The following is an 18,502-nucleotide window of genomic DNA, read 5'->3' on the forward strand; positions in this document are numbered from 1 at the left end:
TATTGTCTTTTTATAAGCAAAGACTTTCATACCTTTTTACACCAATGCCTGTCTTTTATTTTTCCAAAGAACAGATTGCTCTGCGGATCAGCACGCCAGCAACATGTTTTCGGTAATCAGCTCCGGCTCTGCGGTTGCTGCCATAAGTAAACTGATCTGCGCACCAGGTTGCAAGTTCCTTTACCAGTGCCTCATCTTTTTCAAATCCTTCCGGAAGCTGCTTTCCAAAACCATCCGGTTCACCGGAACCGAGCGGCAGCTCTACCAATCTGGCATGAACCGGTCTTGCTCCGATACTCACATGCAGACTGCCATCATATTCAGACACTGCACAGGCAACCACCGGAAAATCGGTAGCCGTATTGCGCTGGCTTAAATAGGCAATGCGGATCGGCTTTTTTGCCACATGCAGAGCTACTAAAATATCATTATCATATGGCATATCAATAAATTCTTTTAAGGAAACCATACCTGCATGATACAGCTCTACCTGGGTATCCATTGCCAGAAATACGGTCAGTACATCGGAAAAACCAAAACGTCCGAAAATACTTCCACCTACGGTTGCACAGTTGCGGAACTGTACACCGACAATATGGCGGACACTTTCACGGATGGCTCCGTCTGTATATGCGGCAAGTCCCGCATGTTTTTCTATCTCACGCAGTGTTGTCATGGCACCGATGACAAACTCTGTATCCGTCTCGGTGATCTGATCCAGCCCAAGCCCTGACAGATCGATTGCCGTCGCAATTCTCCGGTCACCGATCTTCATCCAGACACCGCCTGCGATGATCTTATTATTCTTTTTCTGATTCAGCTCATACGCTTCTTCTAAACTTTCTACCTTGCGGTATTCATTGATCGTTAACATTGATTCCTCCTGTGTGTACGCATAAAAGGGTGCTATTTATATTATACTGTACAGAAGTACTGCCGTCAAACGGGAATAAGGGAAAATCAAGGACTTTTCCCAGAAAACCAAGGACTTTTTCTGGAAAACCAAGGACTTTTTCTGGAAAACTGTGGTTTCCCGCAAAAAAATGGGCATATTACGCAAACTCTCATTTGCAATATGCCCATTCTCTAAATAACTCTTATTCTTTTCTAATAAGTAAACAACTGCGTCCAGTACGGCGTTCTCTGACTATCTGTACGGTAACCGACACCAAGCTTCTTAAAGTTCGGGTTTAAGATATTCGCACGGTGCCCTTCACTGTTCATCCATGCATTCATAACCGCTTCCGGTGTTTTCTGACCCCATGCGATATTTTCCCCGGCTCTGCGATAAGTGATACCAAGATCTGTGATCGCCGTTCCAAAATTTCTTCCATCCGGTCTGGTATGGGAAAATGATTTTTCAATTTCTTTTGAACGTGTCATTGCGGCAGTCGCAACTGTATCATCCCATGTAAGTTCCGTTAAGCCGGCCTTTTTCCGCTCTGTGTTGACCAGTTTTAAAACCTGTTTTGCATAGAAATTTTCCGTTACATCATCTTTCGGCTGTTCACTGTCTGTAGTACTGTTCCCACCTGATTCAGTACCGCCCGGCTGACTTTCTTCCGGCTTTTCTGATGTGTCTGGTTTTTCTGGTGTACCCGGCTTTTCCGATGTGTCTGGTTTCTCTGACGTATCCGGTGTCTGCTCTTCTTTGTCGTCTTCTGGAATTTCCGGTATGCAGTCTCCCGGTAAAACGATTGCCGGAAAACGATCACATATTTTTTTCAATACATCATTGATAGAACCTGTCTCAACAGAGTTCCACTGATTTGTTGTGCAGTCCTTCTCATAAACTGAGATGTTCACACGGTTAGCGGACGCTGCCTCTACCGGTGCAGATACGCTCATCGCAATTCCAAGTGCCGTTGTAAATGCTAGTATTGTCTGTTTCTTCATGATATTCCTCCATTTGTAATTTTGCATTATGTAACAGTTTAAATATTTCTTATCCATTTCAAATATATTACATAATTGTTACAAGCAGAAGAATATCATAATTTATACTGCCATCCAACCGGTAAAATCTGGAATTTCCAATATTTTTTACTCCACTCCCGTCTTTTTACAGACATCGTTCAGACAACAGCGGTCACAATACGGTTTTGTCCGCGCCGTACATACTTCACGTCCATGATACACAAAACGGTGACACAGATCATTCCCTTCCTCCGGCGGAATGATCTTCCAGAGTGCCATCTCTACTTTTTTGGGTTCTTTGATTCCATCGACAAGACCAATACGGTTTGCAAGGCGGATACAGTGTGTGTCAGTTACGATTGCAGGTTTTCCAAAGACATCTCCCATGATCAGGTTCGCACTCTTTCTTCCCACACCCGGAAGTTTTAAAAGGGAGTCAAAATCTTCCGGCACATTTCCACCGTACTGCTCCCATAAAATCTTCATACATGCACTGATATCCCGTGCCTTGCTTTTTCCAAGTCCGCACGGTCTTACAATTTCTTCAATTTCTTCCACCGGTGCTTCGGCAAGTGCTTTCACATCCGGAAATTTTTCATATAATTTTTCTACAACGATATTTACCCTTGCATCGGTACACTGTGCCGCCAAGCGGACACTGACCAGAAGTTTCCACGCCTGGTCATATTCGAGACTGCATCCGGCATCCGGGTATTCTTTTTTCAGACGCTCGATCACTTCTTTGGCAAGTTCTTTCTTTCTCATGGTTAGCCTCACTTCCTTATTGTCTTATTACAAAATATATTCCCTTAAACACATTTATTTTAAGCGTTATTCTTGTCTGTTTTCAGGTATCACAAGTTTTAGCGCAGGCACCACAAGCTTGTGATACCTGATATTCTATCATAAAACCTTACCTGAAACAATGAAAGCAATACGGGCCAAAATTACTTTCTCACTTCCTGCGCTCCATAAATAGATTTATCCCCGTTCACCAGATAAGCAAAAATGCATACGATCAGAAACGGCACCATATCATTTGCTCCAAATACTTCAAGTCCGATCAACACCGGCGCAAGCAGTGTGTTCGTTGCACCTGCAAATACAGCTGCGTATCCGAGTGCCGCACAGTGAACCGGCGAAATGGAAAGAATTCCCCCTAAAACAATTCCAAGCGATGCACCAATGGAAAATAACGGTGTAACCTCCCCACCCTGATATCCGATTGCAAGAGTTAAAATTGTCAGCAGCAGTTTTAAGATCCAGTCATAAGAATAAATCATTCCGCCAGAAAATGCTGCCGAGATCAGATTGGTTCCAAGTCCGCTGTATCTTCCGTTGTAAAGCAGAAACAAAATCAGTGCTAACGGGATGGAAATAACACCTATCCTGAAATATGGATTTTTGATTTTTTCTCCGAAAAACTTTTTTGATTTTGCAAGCAGAAACGAAAACAGCCGTCCGGTCAGTCCAAAAATGATTCCAAGCACAATGAGCCGGACAGCCATACCAGCATCTGATATCTCAAGTGTATCCTTAAGCGGCACATATAATTTTTCCAGCCCCAGTGTATGGGAAGTATAAGCAGCTGTATATGAAGCAATCAGTGCCGGCAGCAGTGCTTCATACTGTATTTTTCCTGCAACGATCACTTCCATGGAAAAAAATACGGCTGTAAGCGGCGTCTGAAACAAACCACCGAACCCCGCCGCCATACCGGTAATCAGCATAACGCGGCTGTCTTTTGGAAGATGAAATCTGCGCCCAAGTACATGTGATAACACTGCACCGATCTGCACGGCGACGCCTTCGCGGCCGGCACTTCCTCCGAATAAATGCGTGATCCAGGTTCCAGACATGACCAGAGGAATTAACAACAACGGAATATCCTCTCTTTTTTTCTGTCCCGTCTCAAATACTAATGTCATCCCCTTTAAGCTTGTCTCGCTGAAATGATAATACAGCCATGTGATCAAAAGACCAGCAAACGGCAGAAACGGTATCAGATACAAATAATGGCCTGTCCGAAAATCAGAAATTGTCAGTAGTCCTCTGCCAAATACTGTATCAATGATTCCAACCAGTACACCGGTTAAAATGGCAAGCAATACATATTTCAGAGATAAAACAATCGTTTGTGATTTGTTTTCCATCCGTTTAATCCTTCGCTGTGCAATTTTTTTGCACAAACATCCTTTCTTTATCTGATTATTTTTCGAAATCACAAAAAAAGCTGATACCCCCGTGCAGTCTACACAGAAGTCATCAGCTAAATTTAGCGGTTTCGAATTAATCGTGGGAGAACCTCATTCCCGTTTCATACTTTTTTTCTGTAAAATATCATATCTTTCGCGCTATGTCAATAAAAAATATTTTACATTACAACTTTATTGTGATACAGTATTGCAGTAATGTTTCATTCATGATATACTTGCAAAAATTTATATGAACAGACAAAGGAGAGTTTTGTTATGACAGGACAGACAATAGGACTGCTTCTCGTCATGATCATTTATCTGATCCTGATGGTTGGCATTGGTGTACTCTATTCCAAAAAGAACAATGATGTTTCTGATTTTTATCTGGGTGGCCGTAAACTCGGGCCGATTGTAACTGCAATGAGTGCGGAAGCATCTGACATGAGCAGCTGGCTTTTGATGGGACTGCCCGGTGTTGCGTATCTTTCCGGTTGTGCTGAGGCCGGCTGGACTGCGATCGGGCTTGCAATCGGTACCTATCTCAACTGGCTGATCGTTGCAAAACGCCTGCGCCGTTATACCCACAAAGCAAACAATTCCATCACGCTGCCGGCTTTTTTCGAAAACAGATACCGTGATAAAAGCCATGCACTGATGGCAATTTCTGCAATTATGATCGTGATTTTCTTTGTGCCGTATACCGCTTCCGGTTTTGCTGCATGTGGTAAATTGTTTTCTACACTGTTTGGTGTTTCCTATCTTCCGGCAATGATTATCAGCGCGATCGTCATTGTTTTGTACACCACTCTTGGTGGATTCCTTGCCGCAAGCATGACGGATCTGATTCAGAGTATCATCATGACAATTGCACTCTTTATCGTTGTAATTTTCGGTATCCACACTGCCGGAGGATTTGATGCCATTATTGCGAACGCAAAATCCATGAACGGATATTTAAGTCTTTTTTCTTCCTATGACCCTGCAGCCGGCGCATCCGTTCCATACAAAAGTCTTACCATTGCATCAACACTTGCATGGGGACTCGGATATTTTGGCATGCCGCATATCCTGCTTCGTTTTATGGGAATCGAGGATGAGAACAAATTAAAAACCTCCAGAAGGATTGCATCCGTATGGGTTGTTATTTCCATGTTTGTTGCCATTTTTATCGGTATTATCGGTTCTGCAATGACCAAAGCCGGTGCCCTTGCGTTATTTGAGAATTCGGCTCAGTCTGAGACACTGATTGTCAGAACAGCTGTCCTTTTAAGTAATCACGGTGTTTTATCCGTTATCATGGCTGGACTTATTCTTGCCGGAATCCTTGCAAGTACCATGTCAACTTCGGATTCACAGCTTTTGGCTGCATCCTCATGTGTTTCACAAAACCTGTTCTGTGATTGCATGGGATTAAAGCTTTCCAAAAAATCTTCCATGCTTATGGCAAGACTTACAGTTGTTGTGATCGCCATTATCGGTGTTTTCCTTGCCAGAAACCCAAACAGTTCTGTATTCCGCATCGTATCTTTCGCCTGGGCAGGATTTGGTGCGACTTTCGGTGCTGTCATGCTGTTTTCATTATTCTGGAAACGTACCAATCGAAATGGTGCACTTGCCGGAATGATTGTCGGTGGCGTTATGGTATTTATATGGAAATATCTGATTGCCCCACTTGGAGGCCTGTTTGGAATTTATGAACTGCTTCCGGCATTTTTATGTTCTGCAGCTGCGATCGTTGTTGTCAGTCTTTTGACTGCACCACCTTCACAGGAGATCGTTGATGAGTTTGAGAGTGTATAACAGATTTTAAAAAAGATTTATTTTATTTCGATCGAATACATCTAAAAAACGGGGATTACATACTATAGTAACATGTAATCCCTGTTTTTTTCATGATAAAACACTAAGGTTTACGCTTTAACCTCTGTTTTTCCCCTGTTTCCAGCATAAATTCATAAACAGGGCCTTACAATCTTCAGCTTCCTCCGGGTTTACCGCATACATTCCCATCACAACACCGGTAAAACCCCCTGCAACTTCAGAAGATAAGTATTTTGTACGTGTGCTTCCAAGCAGAATTTCTTTTCCGTCCAACACTCCATAAAAATGATACTGCGCCGGATCGGATACCACTTTTAAGGTAACCTCTGCATCATCCGGCAGTTCTATTTCTTTTACCACCATAATCGCATCCCCGATGCGCAGACGTAAGATCAATGTGCGCTTCTTCTCATCACATAAAACAGCCAGATCATAATGATGTTCCTCGGACAGATAAAATGTGATACCCGCTTCCGGCGAATTCCCGGAAAGTCCGACGGTAAGTTCTGTGTCAAACTCCGACTGGCGGACGCCTAAAAATGTTGGTGTTTCTGCATCATTTAAGGTAAAACGATTGCCCAAAAGTGTCACACTGTTTTTGGCAAACGCATAACATTCCTTGTGGTACTCACGCAGATGGCAAAAACGCTGCGGCTCATTTTTTAATGTCTCAAAAGAAACATCATAAAGTCCGTTTATTTCCTGTGCCGTGGCATTTAACGGCATATCCATCACAGATTCCACGGTTCCATTTACACCTGCAGTGAACCATCCATCGTTATCCCAGGTAACCGGAACTAAAAATACCTCACGTCCTAAATGATGGAACGGCATCCAGTCGCTCTGGATCCGGAATCCCAGACATACCATAAAGGTTTCCCCATAAGGTGTGGTGATAAGATCACCATGACCGATCCCCTGTATATGATTTTCATTGCCGCCTAAATTTCGGTTTGTAAGTACCGGATTTTTGGCATACGCCTCAAATGGTCCGTAAGGATCTTTCGATCTTGCATAAGTCACCATATGTCCGTATTCCGTACCACCTTCTGCAACCATCAGATAATACCAATCACCGAAATGATACATGTGCGGGGATTCGATGTATCGTCCGCCGCTGCCCTTCCAGATCGGTCTGCTTTCCGTCAATCGTTTTCCGGTTACGATATCGATCTCACACTGGAAAATACAGCCTCTTCCATCTGATTCGTCAGTTCCATTGCTGATAAAATAAACTTTATCTCCCTCAAAATATAAAGATGGATCAATGCCTCCCTGATCCACAAAAACGGGATCCGACCATTCGCTGTAGATATCGTCTGTATAGACATAAAAATTTTTCTGATAGGTATTGTTGTTGGTAACCATATAGAACCGTCCGTTATGGAAGCGGATCGTCGGTGCGAACACCCCGCCGGAACCGGGAACCTGATATAAATTGACCTGGCTTTTTCTGGTAAGGCAATGGCCGATCGGTTTCCAGTTTAACAGATCATCGCTTTCAAATAATGGAACCCCCGGAAAATATTCAAACGAACTGCAGGCAAGATAATATTTGCCGTTTGCACTGCAGATACTTGGATCCGGGTAAAAACCACGGACAACTGGATTTTGTACTCTCATGTCGCTCTTCTCCTTCTGCAGCATTCCTCAACAGACTGTTTGATTCAAATTTCTGTCTGCCGAACTGCATTATTTATGATACGGTTCGCCATTCATAATCCGGTAACTGCGGTAAACCTGTTCTAACAGGATCACACGCATGAGCTGATGCGGAAATGTCATTTTCGAAAAACTGAGTTTACAGTCAGCACGTTTTAACAGGTTTTCCGACATTCCCAGTGATCCGCCGATCAGAAACACGATCTGACTGATTCCGGAAGTCCCAAGATTTTCAATCTTTTTTGATAACTCCACCGAATCAAATTCCCTGCCGTCGATTGCAAGGGCAAATACATATGCGCCCTCTTTTGCCTCCTTATCCAGACGCATCAGAATTCGCTCGGCTTCTTTTTCCCTGATCTGATTTTCTACGGTATCACTTGCATTTTCGGGCGTCTTTTCGTCGGCAACCTCTATAATATCTAATTTACAGTAACGGCTTAAACGTTTGCTGTACTCTGCGATCGCATCCCTGTAAAACTTTTCTTTGATCTTCCCGACACATAAAATTGTAATTTTCATAGTTCCTCACATTTTAAATAAAAATTATATTGTTTTCGGAATTATGCAGCGAACTGTTAATAGTCATTCTAGCAAATCCGCTTGCATGCATCTACATTATAATTTATACTAAAATTACTTGAAAAACAATAGATGTTCATACATCTGGAAATGAGGAAAACCATGTCACAGGAACCATTTGATTTTAGCAGTACAGCCGAGAGCGATTTCGCACCGTCTCACGCGTATGTATCGAAGAAAACAAAAATAGAAGACGTCACATCTACCGCCTACACATTCACAATCGTAAGCGTTGCCGGTTTTATTCTTCTGATCTTGTTTGGACTGGATCTGCTTCCTTTTCACAGTGCTTCATACACGAAAACACTGATTCTTATCGTCATGGGAGTTATGTTTGCCATCTTCTTTTTCGTCGGCATAAAATCCTTTATGGAATTAAAAACGCTTTCAAATGCAGCTGATCGTGAAGAAAAGCAGTTTGAAGAGATCTGCCACTGGTTTTTAGATACCTACACAGCAGAAACAATCAATGCTGATGCCGGCATTTCAGACGATTCTGACGAGCAGAATTATTTTCTGCGCTATGAGGTCATGCGCAGTCTGCTCCTTGAAAAATATCCGAAGACAGATGCCTCCCTCTTAGATCACATTATCGAAACGATTTATGATAAAATATTTTTGGCTTAATACTTTTTTCTGTCAGATATATGTGATATAATAGGTAAAATATTTGAATTTATGAGGTGGCTATTGTGAAAATACTTGAAGAGAAGATTCTTTCGGAAGGAATTGCAGTCAATGAAGATATTTTAAAGGTAGACAGTTTTGTAAACCATCAGGTTGATCCTGTTTTAATGCATCAGATCGGTGAAGCATTTGCCGCACACTATAAAGATTGTGGAGTAACGAAGGTCGTAACGATCGAGAGTTCCGGTATCGCTCCTGCTCTTATGACAGCGTTAGCGCTGAATGTTCCAATGATCATTTTAAAGAAACAGCCTTCAAAGGTGTTAAATGATAATCTGTACCAGACAGTAATCACTTCTTTTACCAAAGGGACAAGCTATGAGCTGACATTATCCCAGCAGTTTATCAATGAAAATGACCATGTATTGATCGTGGATGATTTTCTTGCAAACGGCGAAGCTGCAACAGGAGCAATCCGCTTGCTGCGCAAAGCACATGCAACGATCGCCGGAGTCGGTATCCTGATTGAAAAATCATTCCAGCCGGGACGCGGAAAATTAATGGAACAGGGCATTGATGTATACTCTCTCGCCCGCATCAGTAAACTTGGAAAAGATCTGATCGAATTTATTCCTGAAGAAGAATAAATATATGCCTTTGGTGTACATTAAAAGCATGAAAAAAGTCAGTCACATGTTTGTGGCTGACTTTTTTCATGCAATGTTTTCTTAGCTGTTTCCTTACGGATGATATCCCAAATTTACACGATAGATATCACTGACTAAACCTGTCTTGTTATTTACTGCCATGACAGATAATACATAATCCCCTTCCGGAACAACAATCGGTTCTGTATAAACAGCCGATTCTGTTGTTGGATCTGTAGAATCCCATGTATAATAAATCGTGCAATCTTTCTGCTGTGTGATTGTTACAGTGGTCTCCTCAGAGAAAACTCCTCCATCTGGTGAGACAGATGGCAGATCCGGTTTTTTAAACTGAATCTGGTATTCTTCTGTTACGATATCACTGTAGATGCCTTTTTCATTACAACATACAGCATTGATTTCAAAATTTCCAGTATGATTTAACGGAATACCTCCCTGTGGATATGGAATCCCATTTTCTTTATCCGGAACAGTGCCATCCGTCGTATAATAAATGTCATTTCCGGCAATTGAGTAGATCACGACTGTAATATAATCATCATATTGCCCACTAAGCGGAGATATGATCGGTTCACCAACCTCATAATCATCGAATAATGCAAGTATATTCTCATCCGTAACATCTTCTTTTAAAGAAAGAATGCTGTCATAATCCCCCATTTCATCATAAATGGAGATCAGATGCTGATAAGCCTCTTTATTCGTTTTGTCAAGTTGAAGGATTTCCATATATAAAACGAGTGCTGAATCATATTCTTTCTGGCTGGTATAGATCTCTGCCATTGCCTCACGAACTTTGATATCATCCGGCTGCAATGCCAGTGCCGTCTTATAATATCGCAGTGCATTTTCATAATTACGATCCACCAGCTCTTTTTCTGCCATTTCAATCTGATAATCATAGGAATTTGCATTCTTATTATCGATATAAAGTTTTACAGCAATGCCAACAGCCGCACCGGTTATGATAAGACAGCAGCAGACAATAAGTGCCAAATGACTTTTTTTCTTCTTTTTTGTTTTTTTTGGCTCCGGTTCCTTCTCCTGCGGATTTTTTTCACCTTCTCCGTCTTTTAGAAGTGAACGCAGATAATCATCCTCAAGTACGTTGTAATCCGAAACTATCTGTGCTTCGTGGCCACAGACAGAACAGTAAAGGCAGCCTTTTTTTAACTCTGCCCCACACTTCGCACATTTCATGGGATATCCTCGCTTTCGACTTATTAGAATAATCCGGTAATCACACCGTTATCGTCAACATCAATTCCATATGCAGCAGGGTTTTTCGGAAGTCCCGGCATTGTCATGATTGCACCGGTAATGGCAACAACAAATCCGGCTCCGGCTGAAACATAAACTTCTCTCACATTAATGGTAAATCCACTCGGACGGCCAAGTTTTGTCTGGTCGTCAGACAGGGAATACTGTGTTTTCGCCATACATACCGGGAAATCTGACATTCCCATGTCTGCGATACGTTTTAATTCCTTTGCTGCGGCAGATGCATATGTCACACCGTCAGCCCCATAGATTTCTTTTGCAATCGTCTCGATTTTTTCCTCCAGTGACAGATCATCTGCATATAATGGCTTAAAGTGACTCTCTTTTGTTTCTAAAGTCTTTAATACTTTTTCGGCAAGTTCCACTCCACCTTTTCCACCGTTCTCCCACACTTTCGCAAGTGCAAATTCACAGTCTCTCTCACGGCAGAACTGTTCGATATAATCGGTTTCTGCCTTGGTATCGGTTACAAATGAATTTAATGTTACAACAACCGGAACACCATATTTCTGCAGGTTTTCAATATGCTTTTCAAGGTTTACGATACCTTTCTTTAAAGCCTCTAAATTTTCCTCTCCAAGATCGGCTTTTGCAACACCACCATTATATTTTAATGCACGGACAGTTGCAACTAAAACAACGGCATCCGGGTGAAGTCCTGCCATACGGGATTTGATATCGAAAAACTTCTCAGCACCTAAGTCGGCGCCAAAACCAGCCTCTGTGATCACATAATCAGCAAGTTTTAAGGCTGTCTTTGTAGCACGGACACTGTTGCAGCCATGTGCAATATTTGCAAATGGTCCGCCGTGAACGATTGCCGGTGTATGTTCTAAAGTCTGAATGAGATTTGGTTTCAAAGCATCTTTTAACAATGCAGCCATCGCACCGGTTGCTTTGATATCATCAGCGGTAACAGGCTTTCCATCATAAGTATATGCAACAATGATCTTTCCAAGTCTGCGTTTTAAATCATGCATATCGTCTGCAAGACATAAAACAGCCATGATCTCTGATGCAACAGTAATTACAAAATGATCTTCCCTGACCATTCCATCCATTTTTCTGCCAAGTCCAACCACAATATTTCGGAGGACACGGTCATTCATATCCAGACAACGTTTCCAGACAACCTGTCTTGGATCAATGCCAAGTTCATTTCCCTGCTGGATGTGATTATCAAGTAAAGCGGCAAGTAAATTGTTTGCAGAAGTAATTGCGTGGAAATCTCCGGTAAAATGAAGGTTCAAATCCTCCATCGGAACAACCTGTGCATAACCGCCTCCTGCAGCGCCGCCTTTAATTCCAAAACACGGTCCAAGGGACGGCTCACGAAGTGCAATTACTGCTTTTTTCCCAAGCTGTCCAAATGCCTCACCAAGTCCGACACTGATCGTGGTCTTTCCCTCTCCTGCCGGAGTCGGATTGATTGCCGTTACAAGGATTAACTTTCCGTCCGGCTCATCTTTTACACGCTCAATCAGTTCATCTGAGAGTTTTGCCTTATATTTACCGTAAAGCTCTAATTCATCCTCTGCAATGCCAAGTTTTTCCGCAACCTCACGGATGTGCAGCATTTTTGCTTCCTGTGCGATCTCAATGTCTGTTTTCATAATGATCCTCCTCGTGTCTTATAAATACTCTTCTTCATATTGTTCAAACTGCTCCTGCGTCATTAAAACGCGGCGCGGTTTTGTACCTTCTTCCGGGCCGACAATGCCGGCCTCCTCGAGCTGATCCATAATTCTTGCTGCCCGGTTAAATCCAACTTTAAAATAACGCTGCAGCATTCCGATCGAGCCTTTTTCTTTCTCGATCAAAAGCTTTGCGGCATCTGCAAAATATGCATCCCTTCCATCTCCGGTTCCTGAATTTGAATCAATGCTTACTGTCATATTTTCTGACTCTGCGTTGTTCATATGTTCTTCCACTGCCGCATTGTAGGAAACCTGTCCATTTTCTTCTTTGATGTAATTGACAACATCCGATACTTCCTTATCTGAAACAAACGCACCCTGTACACGCACCGGTTTTGGAATTCCCTGCGGATAGAAAAGCATATCTCCCTTTCCAAGCAGTTTTTCCGCACCGTTCATATCAAGAATCGTTCGCGAATCAATACCGGATGTTACCGCGAATGCAATACGGCTCGGCATATTTGCCTTGATCAGTCCGGTGATGACATTGACGGAAGGACGCTGTGTTGCAATGATCAGATGAATGCCTGCAGCACGCGCGAGCTGTGCCAGCCGGCATATTGCGCCTTCAACATCATTCGACGCAACCATCATCAAATCCGCTAACTCATCTACGATAATGACGATCTGCGGCATTTTTTCCGGTTTTGGTTCTCCTTCCACATCCGGAAGGCTGTCGATCTTGGCATTGTATCCCTTTAAGTTACGGACGTGCGCCTCCGCAAACTTATTATAACGGTCAGTCATCTCTGCCACAGCCCAGTTCAGCGCACCTGCCGCTTTTTTCGGATCTGTGACAACCGGGATCAGAAGATGTGGAATACCATTATAAACGCTTAACTCCACAACTTTCGGGTCAACCATGAGCAGTTTGACATCCTTTGGGTCTGCCTTATACAAAATACTCATAATAATCGTATTGATGCAGACGGATTTACCGGACCCCGTCGCACCGGCAATCAGAAGATGCGGCATCTTTTCGATATCAGCCACAGATACTTTACCGCCGATATCTTTTCCGACACAAAAAGAGATCTTTGAAGGATGGTTCTGAAACTCCTCTGATTCCACCAGTTCACGGAACGATACCATGACATTTTCTTTGTTCGGCACTTCGATGCCGATTGCTGCTTTTCCAGGAATCGGAGCTTCGATACGGATATCCGCTGCAGCGAGGTTTAACTTGATATCGTCTGCCAAATTGACGATTTTACTTACCTTTACACCCATTTCCGGCTGCAGTTCATATCTGGTTACTGCCGGTCCACAGCTGATATTCGTGATTGTGACATTGACACCAAAATTTTTTAATGTCTGCTGCAGTTTCATGGCAGTTTCCTGCAACTGTTTTCTGGTATCTCCCTGCTTGTTTTCTGCCTGTTTTAACAGCGTAACCGGCGGGAAGACATATTCTTTCTCCGGCGGTACGATTTCAACATCCATCTTTTCCGGAATGTTATCCATATCTTTCGTCTGTACTACTGTTTCATGCTGCACCGGCAGCACATCTTCAGCAGTTTCTTCCGGCAGCGGCTCAGATTCTAAATCTGCCCCAAATAACGGTATAGTATCCGTTTCTTCCTCATATGGAATCTCCTCTGCCCCCTGCTCCATTCCAAATGCCATCGCCGGATCAGGGCGTCCAGGTATAGCAAACGGTGCTTCCTCTGCAACTGTCCGTGAAGCTTTCGGTTCTTCCATCTGTATTGGGAACGATACCTGCTCCTCCTCTGCCGCAAACAACTCTGTTTTTGCTGTCAGCGCCTGTCCCATTGCATCTAATGCCTCATCTGAAAATGCAGATGGTGTTGTATTTGATATCGTACTTCCTGCAGTCAGTGTGACATGTTTTTCCTCTTTGATCTCCGGCAAATCGATCATATCTTCCGGCAGAATCTCACTGATATCCTGGGAACGTTTCTGCGGCGTATCCGGAATCAGCTTTGTATCAATGGCAACGCCCTCAACCTTTCTGTCCATTCTGCGCTGCTGTTCCCGCTGCTCACGCTCTTCTCTTCGCATTTCAACACGTTCTCTGTGACGTTCATTGCTGATTTTGGCAGACTCATACACCCTGCGCCCACCTTTTTGCATGCCACGAAATGCAGATCGCTCCGTGATGAGTACAAGCGAGATAATGAGTACGATCACATCGATCACATATGCCCCGATCACTCCAAATCCGGAGCATAACATATGGGAAAGTCCGCCTCCGATCAGCCCGCCTCCACTTTTTGCATCAAAACTGTACCGATAAGCATCCATTGCACTTTTTGCATCAGTTCCATCGGAAATGAGTTCAAAAAACATACATAAAAATGCCACAAACAAAATGACCGCCACTAATTTTACGGCTGCCACCCGGTTTCCCTGGTTCGAAACGGCAAAAAAAGTCCCCACCAGTAATACGATTGGAAATATATATGAAATAATTCCAAATAAACCAAAAAAGAAGCGGCTGACTGTACCGCCGATCGTACCGCCAAATCCAAAGTTACTGATAAACAGCAAAAGTGAAACAGCAACCACGATCCATAAAATCACCTCACGCGTAAATTCAGCTTCACGCTCCTGCTGTTTTTTTGTATTTCTCTTATGTCCAGAATTTGTTTTCCTGCCGGATGATGATTTTTTTCCGGTAGCAGAACGCTTCCTATTCCCTGTTGCCAAAATATTACCTCCAACTCAATTTCTGTAAATGCACAGATATATTGCATTTATTTATGCCATATAGATATATCCGCCAATCGAGATCACACCCACGATCAGACAGTAAATGGCAAAACCTGTAAATTTTTTTCTGCGTACAACGATAAGCATTGTCTTAATGCAGACATATCCCACCACTGCGGCTATGATCATACCAACTACATAATATGCAATCTCTGCACCGGAAAGTGCAACTGCCGTGCAGTCTTTTAATTCCAGTACCAGTGCTCCAAGAATTGCCGGTATTGACATTAAAAATGAGTATTTTACGGCAAAATTGCGGTTAAAGCCGCTGAGCAGACATGCCGTGATCGTTGTTCCGGAACGTGACAATCCCGGAAGTGTTGCGATTCCCTGTGCTATTCCGACTCCAAATGCATTTGTATATGTAACGCTCTTTGGCAATTTTTCTCCATCTCTGGTATGATCTGCAATAAAAAGCAGGACAGCGGTAAGGATCAGGCAGATACCCGGTATCAGCAATATCTCCGATGCCATCTCGACAACATCTTTTCCAACCACACCGATGATTCCGGTTGGAATGGTAGATACAATGATCAAAACGACTAATTTACGGTAACTGCTGTTTACGATCCGGAGGTAAGGTTCGTCTGTCTTACCGGTTTTATTTCCGATAAACCGGATAAGGTTAATAAAACAGTCTCTGATGATTCCGATTCCCTCCACGATCATTTTTAAAACATCTTTATAGTAAACAATGCAGATTGCTGCTAATGTTCCGATATGTAAAAGGACATCAAACAGAAGTCCTGTGTCTGTATCCACACCAAATAATATCTTAAAAATCGCCAGATGTCCGGAACTGCTCACTGGCAAAAATTCTGTTAAACCCTGTATGATCCCCATTAGTATTGCCTGTAATAATGACATATCTGCCTCCTCTTTGTATCTTCGTAATAAATCGTTCTTTTGCGGTAACTTTTTACATACATATTTTATCTTACCATATTTGAGGCAGATTGTCATTAACTGGTTATTTTTTTTCTATCATCTGATGCAGTCGGGAAAATGCATCGGAAATACCACCGACCTCATTGATCAGTCCTTCCTCCACCGCTTCTTTCCCGACCAGGATTGTACCAAGATCTTTTGTGAGGATTCCTGTATTCATCATCAGCTCCTCCAGACGTTTTTCACTTGCTTTCGAATGGGTGCTGATAAAGTGAACGATCCGGTCCTGCATCTGTTTAAAATAGTCGTACGTCGGTTTTGCACCAATCACGGTTCCACTCATGCGCACCGGATGGATCACCATGGTTCCGGATGGCACAATAAACGAATAATCGGTCGATACCGCTAAAGGCACACCGATGGAATGACTGCCGCCAAGGACTAATGAAACCGTTGGTTTGCGGATCGATGCGATCATTTCGGCGATTGCAAGACCGCTTTCCACATCACCTCCAACCGTATTTAAAAGCAGCAGCAGCCCTTCTGTATCCGGGTTATCTTCCAGCTCTGCCAGTTTTGGAAGAACATGCTCATATTTCGTCGTTTTTGTGGTTGCCGGAAGACAGTCATGTCCCTCAATCTCCCCGATGATCGTCAGCAATGAAATTTTATTTTTCATCTGGATCTGTCCAAACTCTCTGATCTCCTCATTTTTCTTTTCCTGATTTTCTGCCATGATATTCTCCATTCCTGCGCTGTTTTTTGCGCATCTCAAGTTTGTGCGCAAGCACAAATCTTGCGTGTGAAAAATCTTATTTTTCACACTATACTCTTTTTCCATGATATAAAAAACAGGATGTTTGAAACATCCTGTTTTTTATACGATATTCTCATTTAGTATATCCGTCTGTAAAATAATCATACAGAAAATCAATTTTACGCTTCTTTTGTATATCTTTATTTTAAAAAAGCATTACTAACATCCGAGCAGATAATTATATAATCCCTCGTATTTTCCTTTGGAATTGTTCCAGGAATAATCATTTGCCATGCCGCGGTCAATCATCTGGTTCCACTGTTTCTTGCGGTCGAAGAAAATATGTTTGGAATAATTGATCACAGAAAGCATTTCATCTCCATTATAATTTGCAAAGGAAAAACCGTCTCCCGTATTTTCATATTCGTTAAATGGTTTTACCGTATCTCTCAGTCCACCTGTTTCACGAACGATCGGAACTGTACCGTAGCGGAATGAAATAAGCTGTGTCAGGCCACACGGTTCGAAGCGGGACGGCATCAGGAATGCATCTGCTGCTGCGTACAGTTTGTGTGCAAGTTCATCGGAATAACAGATATTTGCAGAAACACGATCTCCATATTTCCATGCATAATGGCGGAACATGTTTTCATACTGCGGATCTCCGGTACCGATAACAACCAGCTGTGTATAGTCGTCCACGATCCGGTCGATTGCATAATTTACAAGATCTAAACCTTTCTGGTCGGTCAGTCTTGAGATCAGACCGATCATGTACTTTTTCTTGTCAACGGCAAGTCCTAATTCTGCCTGCAATTTTACCTTATTCATGTATTTTTTCTTACGGAAATCAGACGGCTTATAGTTGGTATAAATCTTTGTATCCGCTGCCGGATCATATACCTGATAATCAATACCGTTTACAATACCCTGCATATCAAAATGCCGTGCAGACAACAGACCATTTAAACCTTCTCCATAATACTCGGTCTGAATCTCCTGTGCATAGGAATCACTGACTGTAGTGATATAATCGGCATAGACAAGACCACCCTTTAACATGTTGGCATCTTTTTTAAATTCCAGCTTATCCGGTGTAAACAGGGAAGCTGAAAATCCGGTCAGTCCCTGCATGGTCTTGATATCCCATACTCCCTGGAACTTTAAGTTGTGGATCGTCATAATACTCTTCATGCCCCAGTAAAAGGAATCAGCCTGAAATTCATTTTTTAGATATACCGGAATCAGACCTGTCTGCCAGTCATGACAGTGAATGATATCCGGACAGAAGTCGATCTGTTTTAACATGGACAAAACAGCCTTGTCAAAGAAACAGAATTTTTCAATATCATAACGGACATCACCGTACGGTACTGCACAGTTAAAATATTCCTGATTATCAATAAAATAATATGTAATGCCATCCATGACATATTTTAAAATACCGACATACTTATTCGTAATATAACTGCCGGCACTCATATAAAAATGAGCAACATATTCAAACTTGCTGCGAAACTTGTCCGGTATGCAGCTGTAATTCGGTATTACAACCCGGACATCCCACTCGTTTTTGTCAAATTCCTTCGGCAATGCTCCACATACATCTGCCAAACCCCCGGTTTTAATAAACGGAACACACTCCGATGCTGCAAAAAGTATTTTCTTCAT

The 18,502-nt window shown here is 42.6% G+C and carries 15 protein-coding genes and 1 riboswitch; of the genes, 3 read left to right on the forward strand and 12 right to left on the reverse strand.

Annotated elements, in window-relative coordinates; all coding sequences use genetic code 11:
- Positions 1-55 precede the first annotated feature (55 nt).
- The 4 genes from RIL182_RS09940 to RIL182_RS09955 form a co-directional block, all read right to left on the reverse strand.
- Complete coding sequence (locus tag RIL182_RS09940; RefSeq protein ID WP_006858308.1) at positions 56-874, reverse strand: FAD binding domain-containing protein; 819 nt, start codon at positions 872-874, stop codon at positions 56-58.
- A 233-nt stretch (positions 875-1,107) separates the two neighbouring features.
- Positions 1,108-1,896, reverse strand: a complete 789-nt coding sequence (locus RIL182_RS09945; RefSeq protein ID WP_242655608.1) for a CAP domain-containing protein — start codon at positions 1,894-1,896, stop codon at positions 1,108-1,110.
- A 147-nt stretch (positions 1,897-2,043) separates the two neighbouring features.
- Positions 2,044-2,682, reverse strand: a complete 639-nt coding sequence (locus RIL182_RS09950) for an endonuclease III domain-containing protein (protein WP_006858307.1) — start codon at positions 2,680-2,682, stop codon at positions 2,044-2,046.
- Between the two features lie 182 nt (positions 2,683-2,864).
- Complete coding sequence (locus RIL182_RS09955) at positions 2,865-4,070, reverse strand: chloride channel protein (RefSeq protein WP_044999407.1); 1,206 nt, start codon at positions 4,068-4,070, stop codon at positions 2,865-2,867.
- A gap of 96 nt (positions 4,071-4,166) precedes the next feature.
- Positions 4,167-4,240: riboswitch (Fluoride riboswitch) on the reverse strand.
- Between the two features lie 148 nt (positions 4,241-4,388).
- Here RIL182_RS09955 and RIL182_RS09960 point away from each other — a divergent pair.
- On the forward strand, positions 4,389-5,915 hold the full coding sequence (locus RIL182_RS09960) for a sodium/proline symporter (RefSeq protein ID WP_006858305.1): 1,527 nt from the start codon (positions 4,389-4,391) through the stop codon (positions 5,913-5,915).
- A gap of 117 nt (positions 5,916-6,032) precedes the next feature.
- Here the strand turns inward: RIL182_RS09960 and RIL182_RS09965 are convergent, their stop codons facing one another.
- Both RIL182_RS09965 and rlmH read right to left on the reverse strand, forming a co-directional pair.
- Positions 6,033-7,559, reverse strand: coding sequence for a glycoside hydrolase family 43 protein (locus RIL182_RS09965; RefSeq protein WP_044999406.1), 1,527 nt, complete (start codon positions 7,557-7,559; stop codon positions 6,033-6,035).
- Positions 7,560-7,628: 69 nt separating this feature from the next.
- Positions 7,629-8,120 (reverse strand): 23S rRNA (pseudouridine(1915)-N(3))-methyltransferase RlmH, encoded by a 492-nt coding sequence (gene rlmH / locus RIL182_RS09970; protein ID WP_006858304.1) that lies wholly within the window; start codon positions 8,118-8,120, stop codon positions 7,629-7,631.
- 162 nt (positions 8,121-8,282) lie between these two features.
- Here rlmH and RIL182_RS09975 point away from each other — a divergent pair, with 162 nt between their 5' ends.
- Positions 8,283-8,807 (forward strand): hypothetical protein, encoded by a 525-nt coding sequence (locus RIL182_RS09975; protein ID WP_022113001.1) that lies wholly within the window; start codon positions 8,283-8,285, stop codon positions 8,805-8,807.
- A 65-nt stretch (positions 8,808-8,872) separates the two neighbouring features.
- Positions 8,873-9,454: a xanthine phosphoribosyltransferase gene (locus RIL182_RS09980; protein WP_022113002.1), complete on the forward strand. Its 582-nt coding sequence runs from the start codon at positions 8,873-8,875 to the stop codon at positions 9,452-9,454.
- A 93-nt stretch (positions 9,455-9,547) separates the two neighbouring features.
- Here the strand turns inward: RIL182_RS09980 and RIL182_RS09985 are convergent, their stop codons facing one another.
- From RIL182_RS09985 to glgA, 6 genes are all read right to left on the reverse strand, one after another.
- Positions 9,548-10,675: a chitobiase/beta-hexosaminidase C-terminal domain-containing protein gene (locus RIL182_RS09985; RefSeq protein ID WP_006858303.1), complete on the reverse strand. Its 1,128-nt coding sequence runs from the start codon at positions 10,673-10,675 to the stop codon at positions 9,548-9,550.
- Between the two features lie 23 nt (positions 10,676-10,698).
- Positions 10,699-12,369, reverse strand: a complete 1,671-nt coding sequence (locus RIL182_RS09990) for a formate--tetrahydrofolate ligase (RefSeq protein WP_006858302.1) — start codon at positions 12,367-12,369, stop codon at positions 10,699-10,701.
- 18 nt (positions 12,370-12,387) lie between these two features.
- Positions 12,388-15,123 (reverse strand): FtsK/SpoIIIE family DNA translocase, encoded by a 2,736-nt coding sequence (locus tag RIL182_RS09995; protein ID WP_118596998.1) that lies wholly within the window; start codon positions 15,121-15,123, stop codon positions 12,388-12,390.
- Between the two features lie 51 nt (positions 15,124-15,174).
- Positions 15,175-16,053, reverse strand: coding sequence for an undecaprenyl-diphosphate phosphatase (locus tag RIL182_RS10000; RefSeq protein WP_172606711.1), 879 nt, complete (start codon positions 16,051-16,053; stop codon positions 15,175-15,177).
- A gap of 103 nt (positions 16,054-16,156) precedes the next feature.
- On the reverse strand, positions 16,157-16,822 hold the full coding sequence (locus RIL182_RS10005; protein ID WP_330573325.1) for a ClpP family protease: 666 nt from the start codon (positions 16,820-16,822) through the stop codon (positions 16,157-16,159).
- 228 nt (positions 16,823-17,050) lie between these two features.
- On the reverse strand, positions 17,051-18,502 hold the full coding sequence (gene glgA, locus RIL182_RS10010) for a glycogen synthase GlgA (RefSeq protein WP_118487988.1): 1,452 nt from the start codon (positions 18,500-18,502) through the stop codon (positions 17,051-17,053).

The organism is Roseburia intestinalis L1-82, from assembly GCF_900537995.1.
GTDB classification, from domain to species: Bacteria; Bacillota; Clostridia; order Lachnospirales; family Lachnospiraceae; genus Roseburia; species Roseburia intestinalis.

Coding starts and splice junctions, on each gene's coding strand:
- RIL182_RS09945 (WP_242655608.1), bottom strand. CDS start 1,896: ATGAAGAAACAGACAATACTAGCATTTACAACGGCACTTGGAATTGCG.
- RIL182_RS09975 (WP_022113001.1), top strand. CDS start 8,283: ATGTCACAGGAACCATTTGATTTTAGCAGTACAGCCGAGAGCGATTTC.
- RIL182_RS09950 (WP_006858307.1), bottom strand. CDS start 2,682: ATGAGAAAGAAAGAACTTGCCAAAGAAGTGATCGAGCGTCTGAAAAAA.
- RIL182_RS10005 (WP_330573325.1), bottom strand. CDS start 16,822: ATGGAGAATATCATGGCAGAAAATCAGGAAAAGAAAAATGAGGAGATC.
- RIL182_RS09965 (WP_044999406.1), bottom strand. CDS start 7,559: ATGAGAGTACAAAATCCAGTTGTCCGTGGTTTTTACCCGGATCCAAGT.
- RIL182_RS09955 (WP_044999407.1), bottom strand. CDS start 4,070: ATGGAAAACAAATCACAAACGATTGTTTTATCTCTGAAATATGTATTG.
- glgA (WP_118487988.1), bottom strand. CDS start 18,502: ATGAAGAAAATACTTTTTGCAGCATCGGAGTGTGTTCCGTTTATTAAA.
- RIL182_RS09940 (WP_006858308.1), bottom strand. CDS start 874: ATGTTAACGATCAATGAATACCGCAAGGTAGAAAGTTTAGAAGAAGCG.
- RIL182_RS10000 (WP_172606711.1), bottom strand. CDS start 16,053: ATGTCATTATTACAGGCAATACTAATGGGGATCATACAGGGTTTAACA.
- RIL182_RS09960 (WP_006858305.1), top strand. CDS start 4,389: ATGACAGGACAGACAATAGGACTGCTTCTCGTCATGATCATTTATCTG.
- rlmH (WP_006858304.1), bottom strand. CDS start 8,120: ATGAAAATTACAATTTTATGTGTCGGGAAGATCAAAGAAAAGTTTTAC.
- RIL182_RS09985 (WP_006858303.1), bottom strand. CDS start 10,675: ATGAAATGTGCGAAGTGTGGGGCAGAGTTAAAAAAAGGCTGCCTTTAC.
- RIL182_RS09990 (WP_006858302.1), bottom strand. CDS start 12,369: ATGAAAACAGACATTGAGATCGCACAGGAAGCAAAAATGCTGCACATC.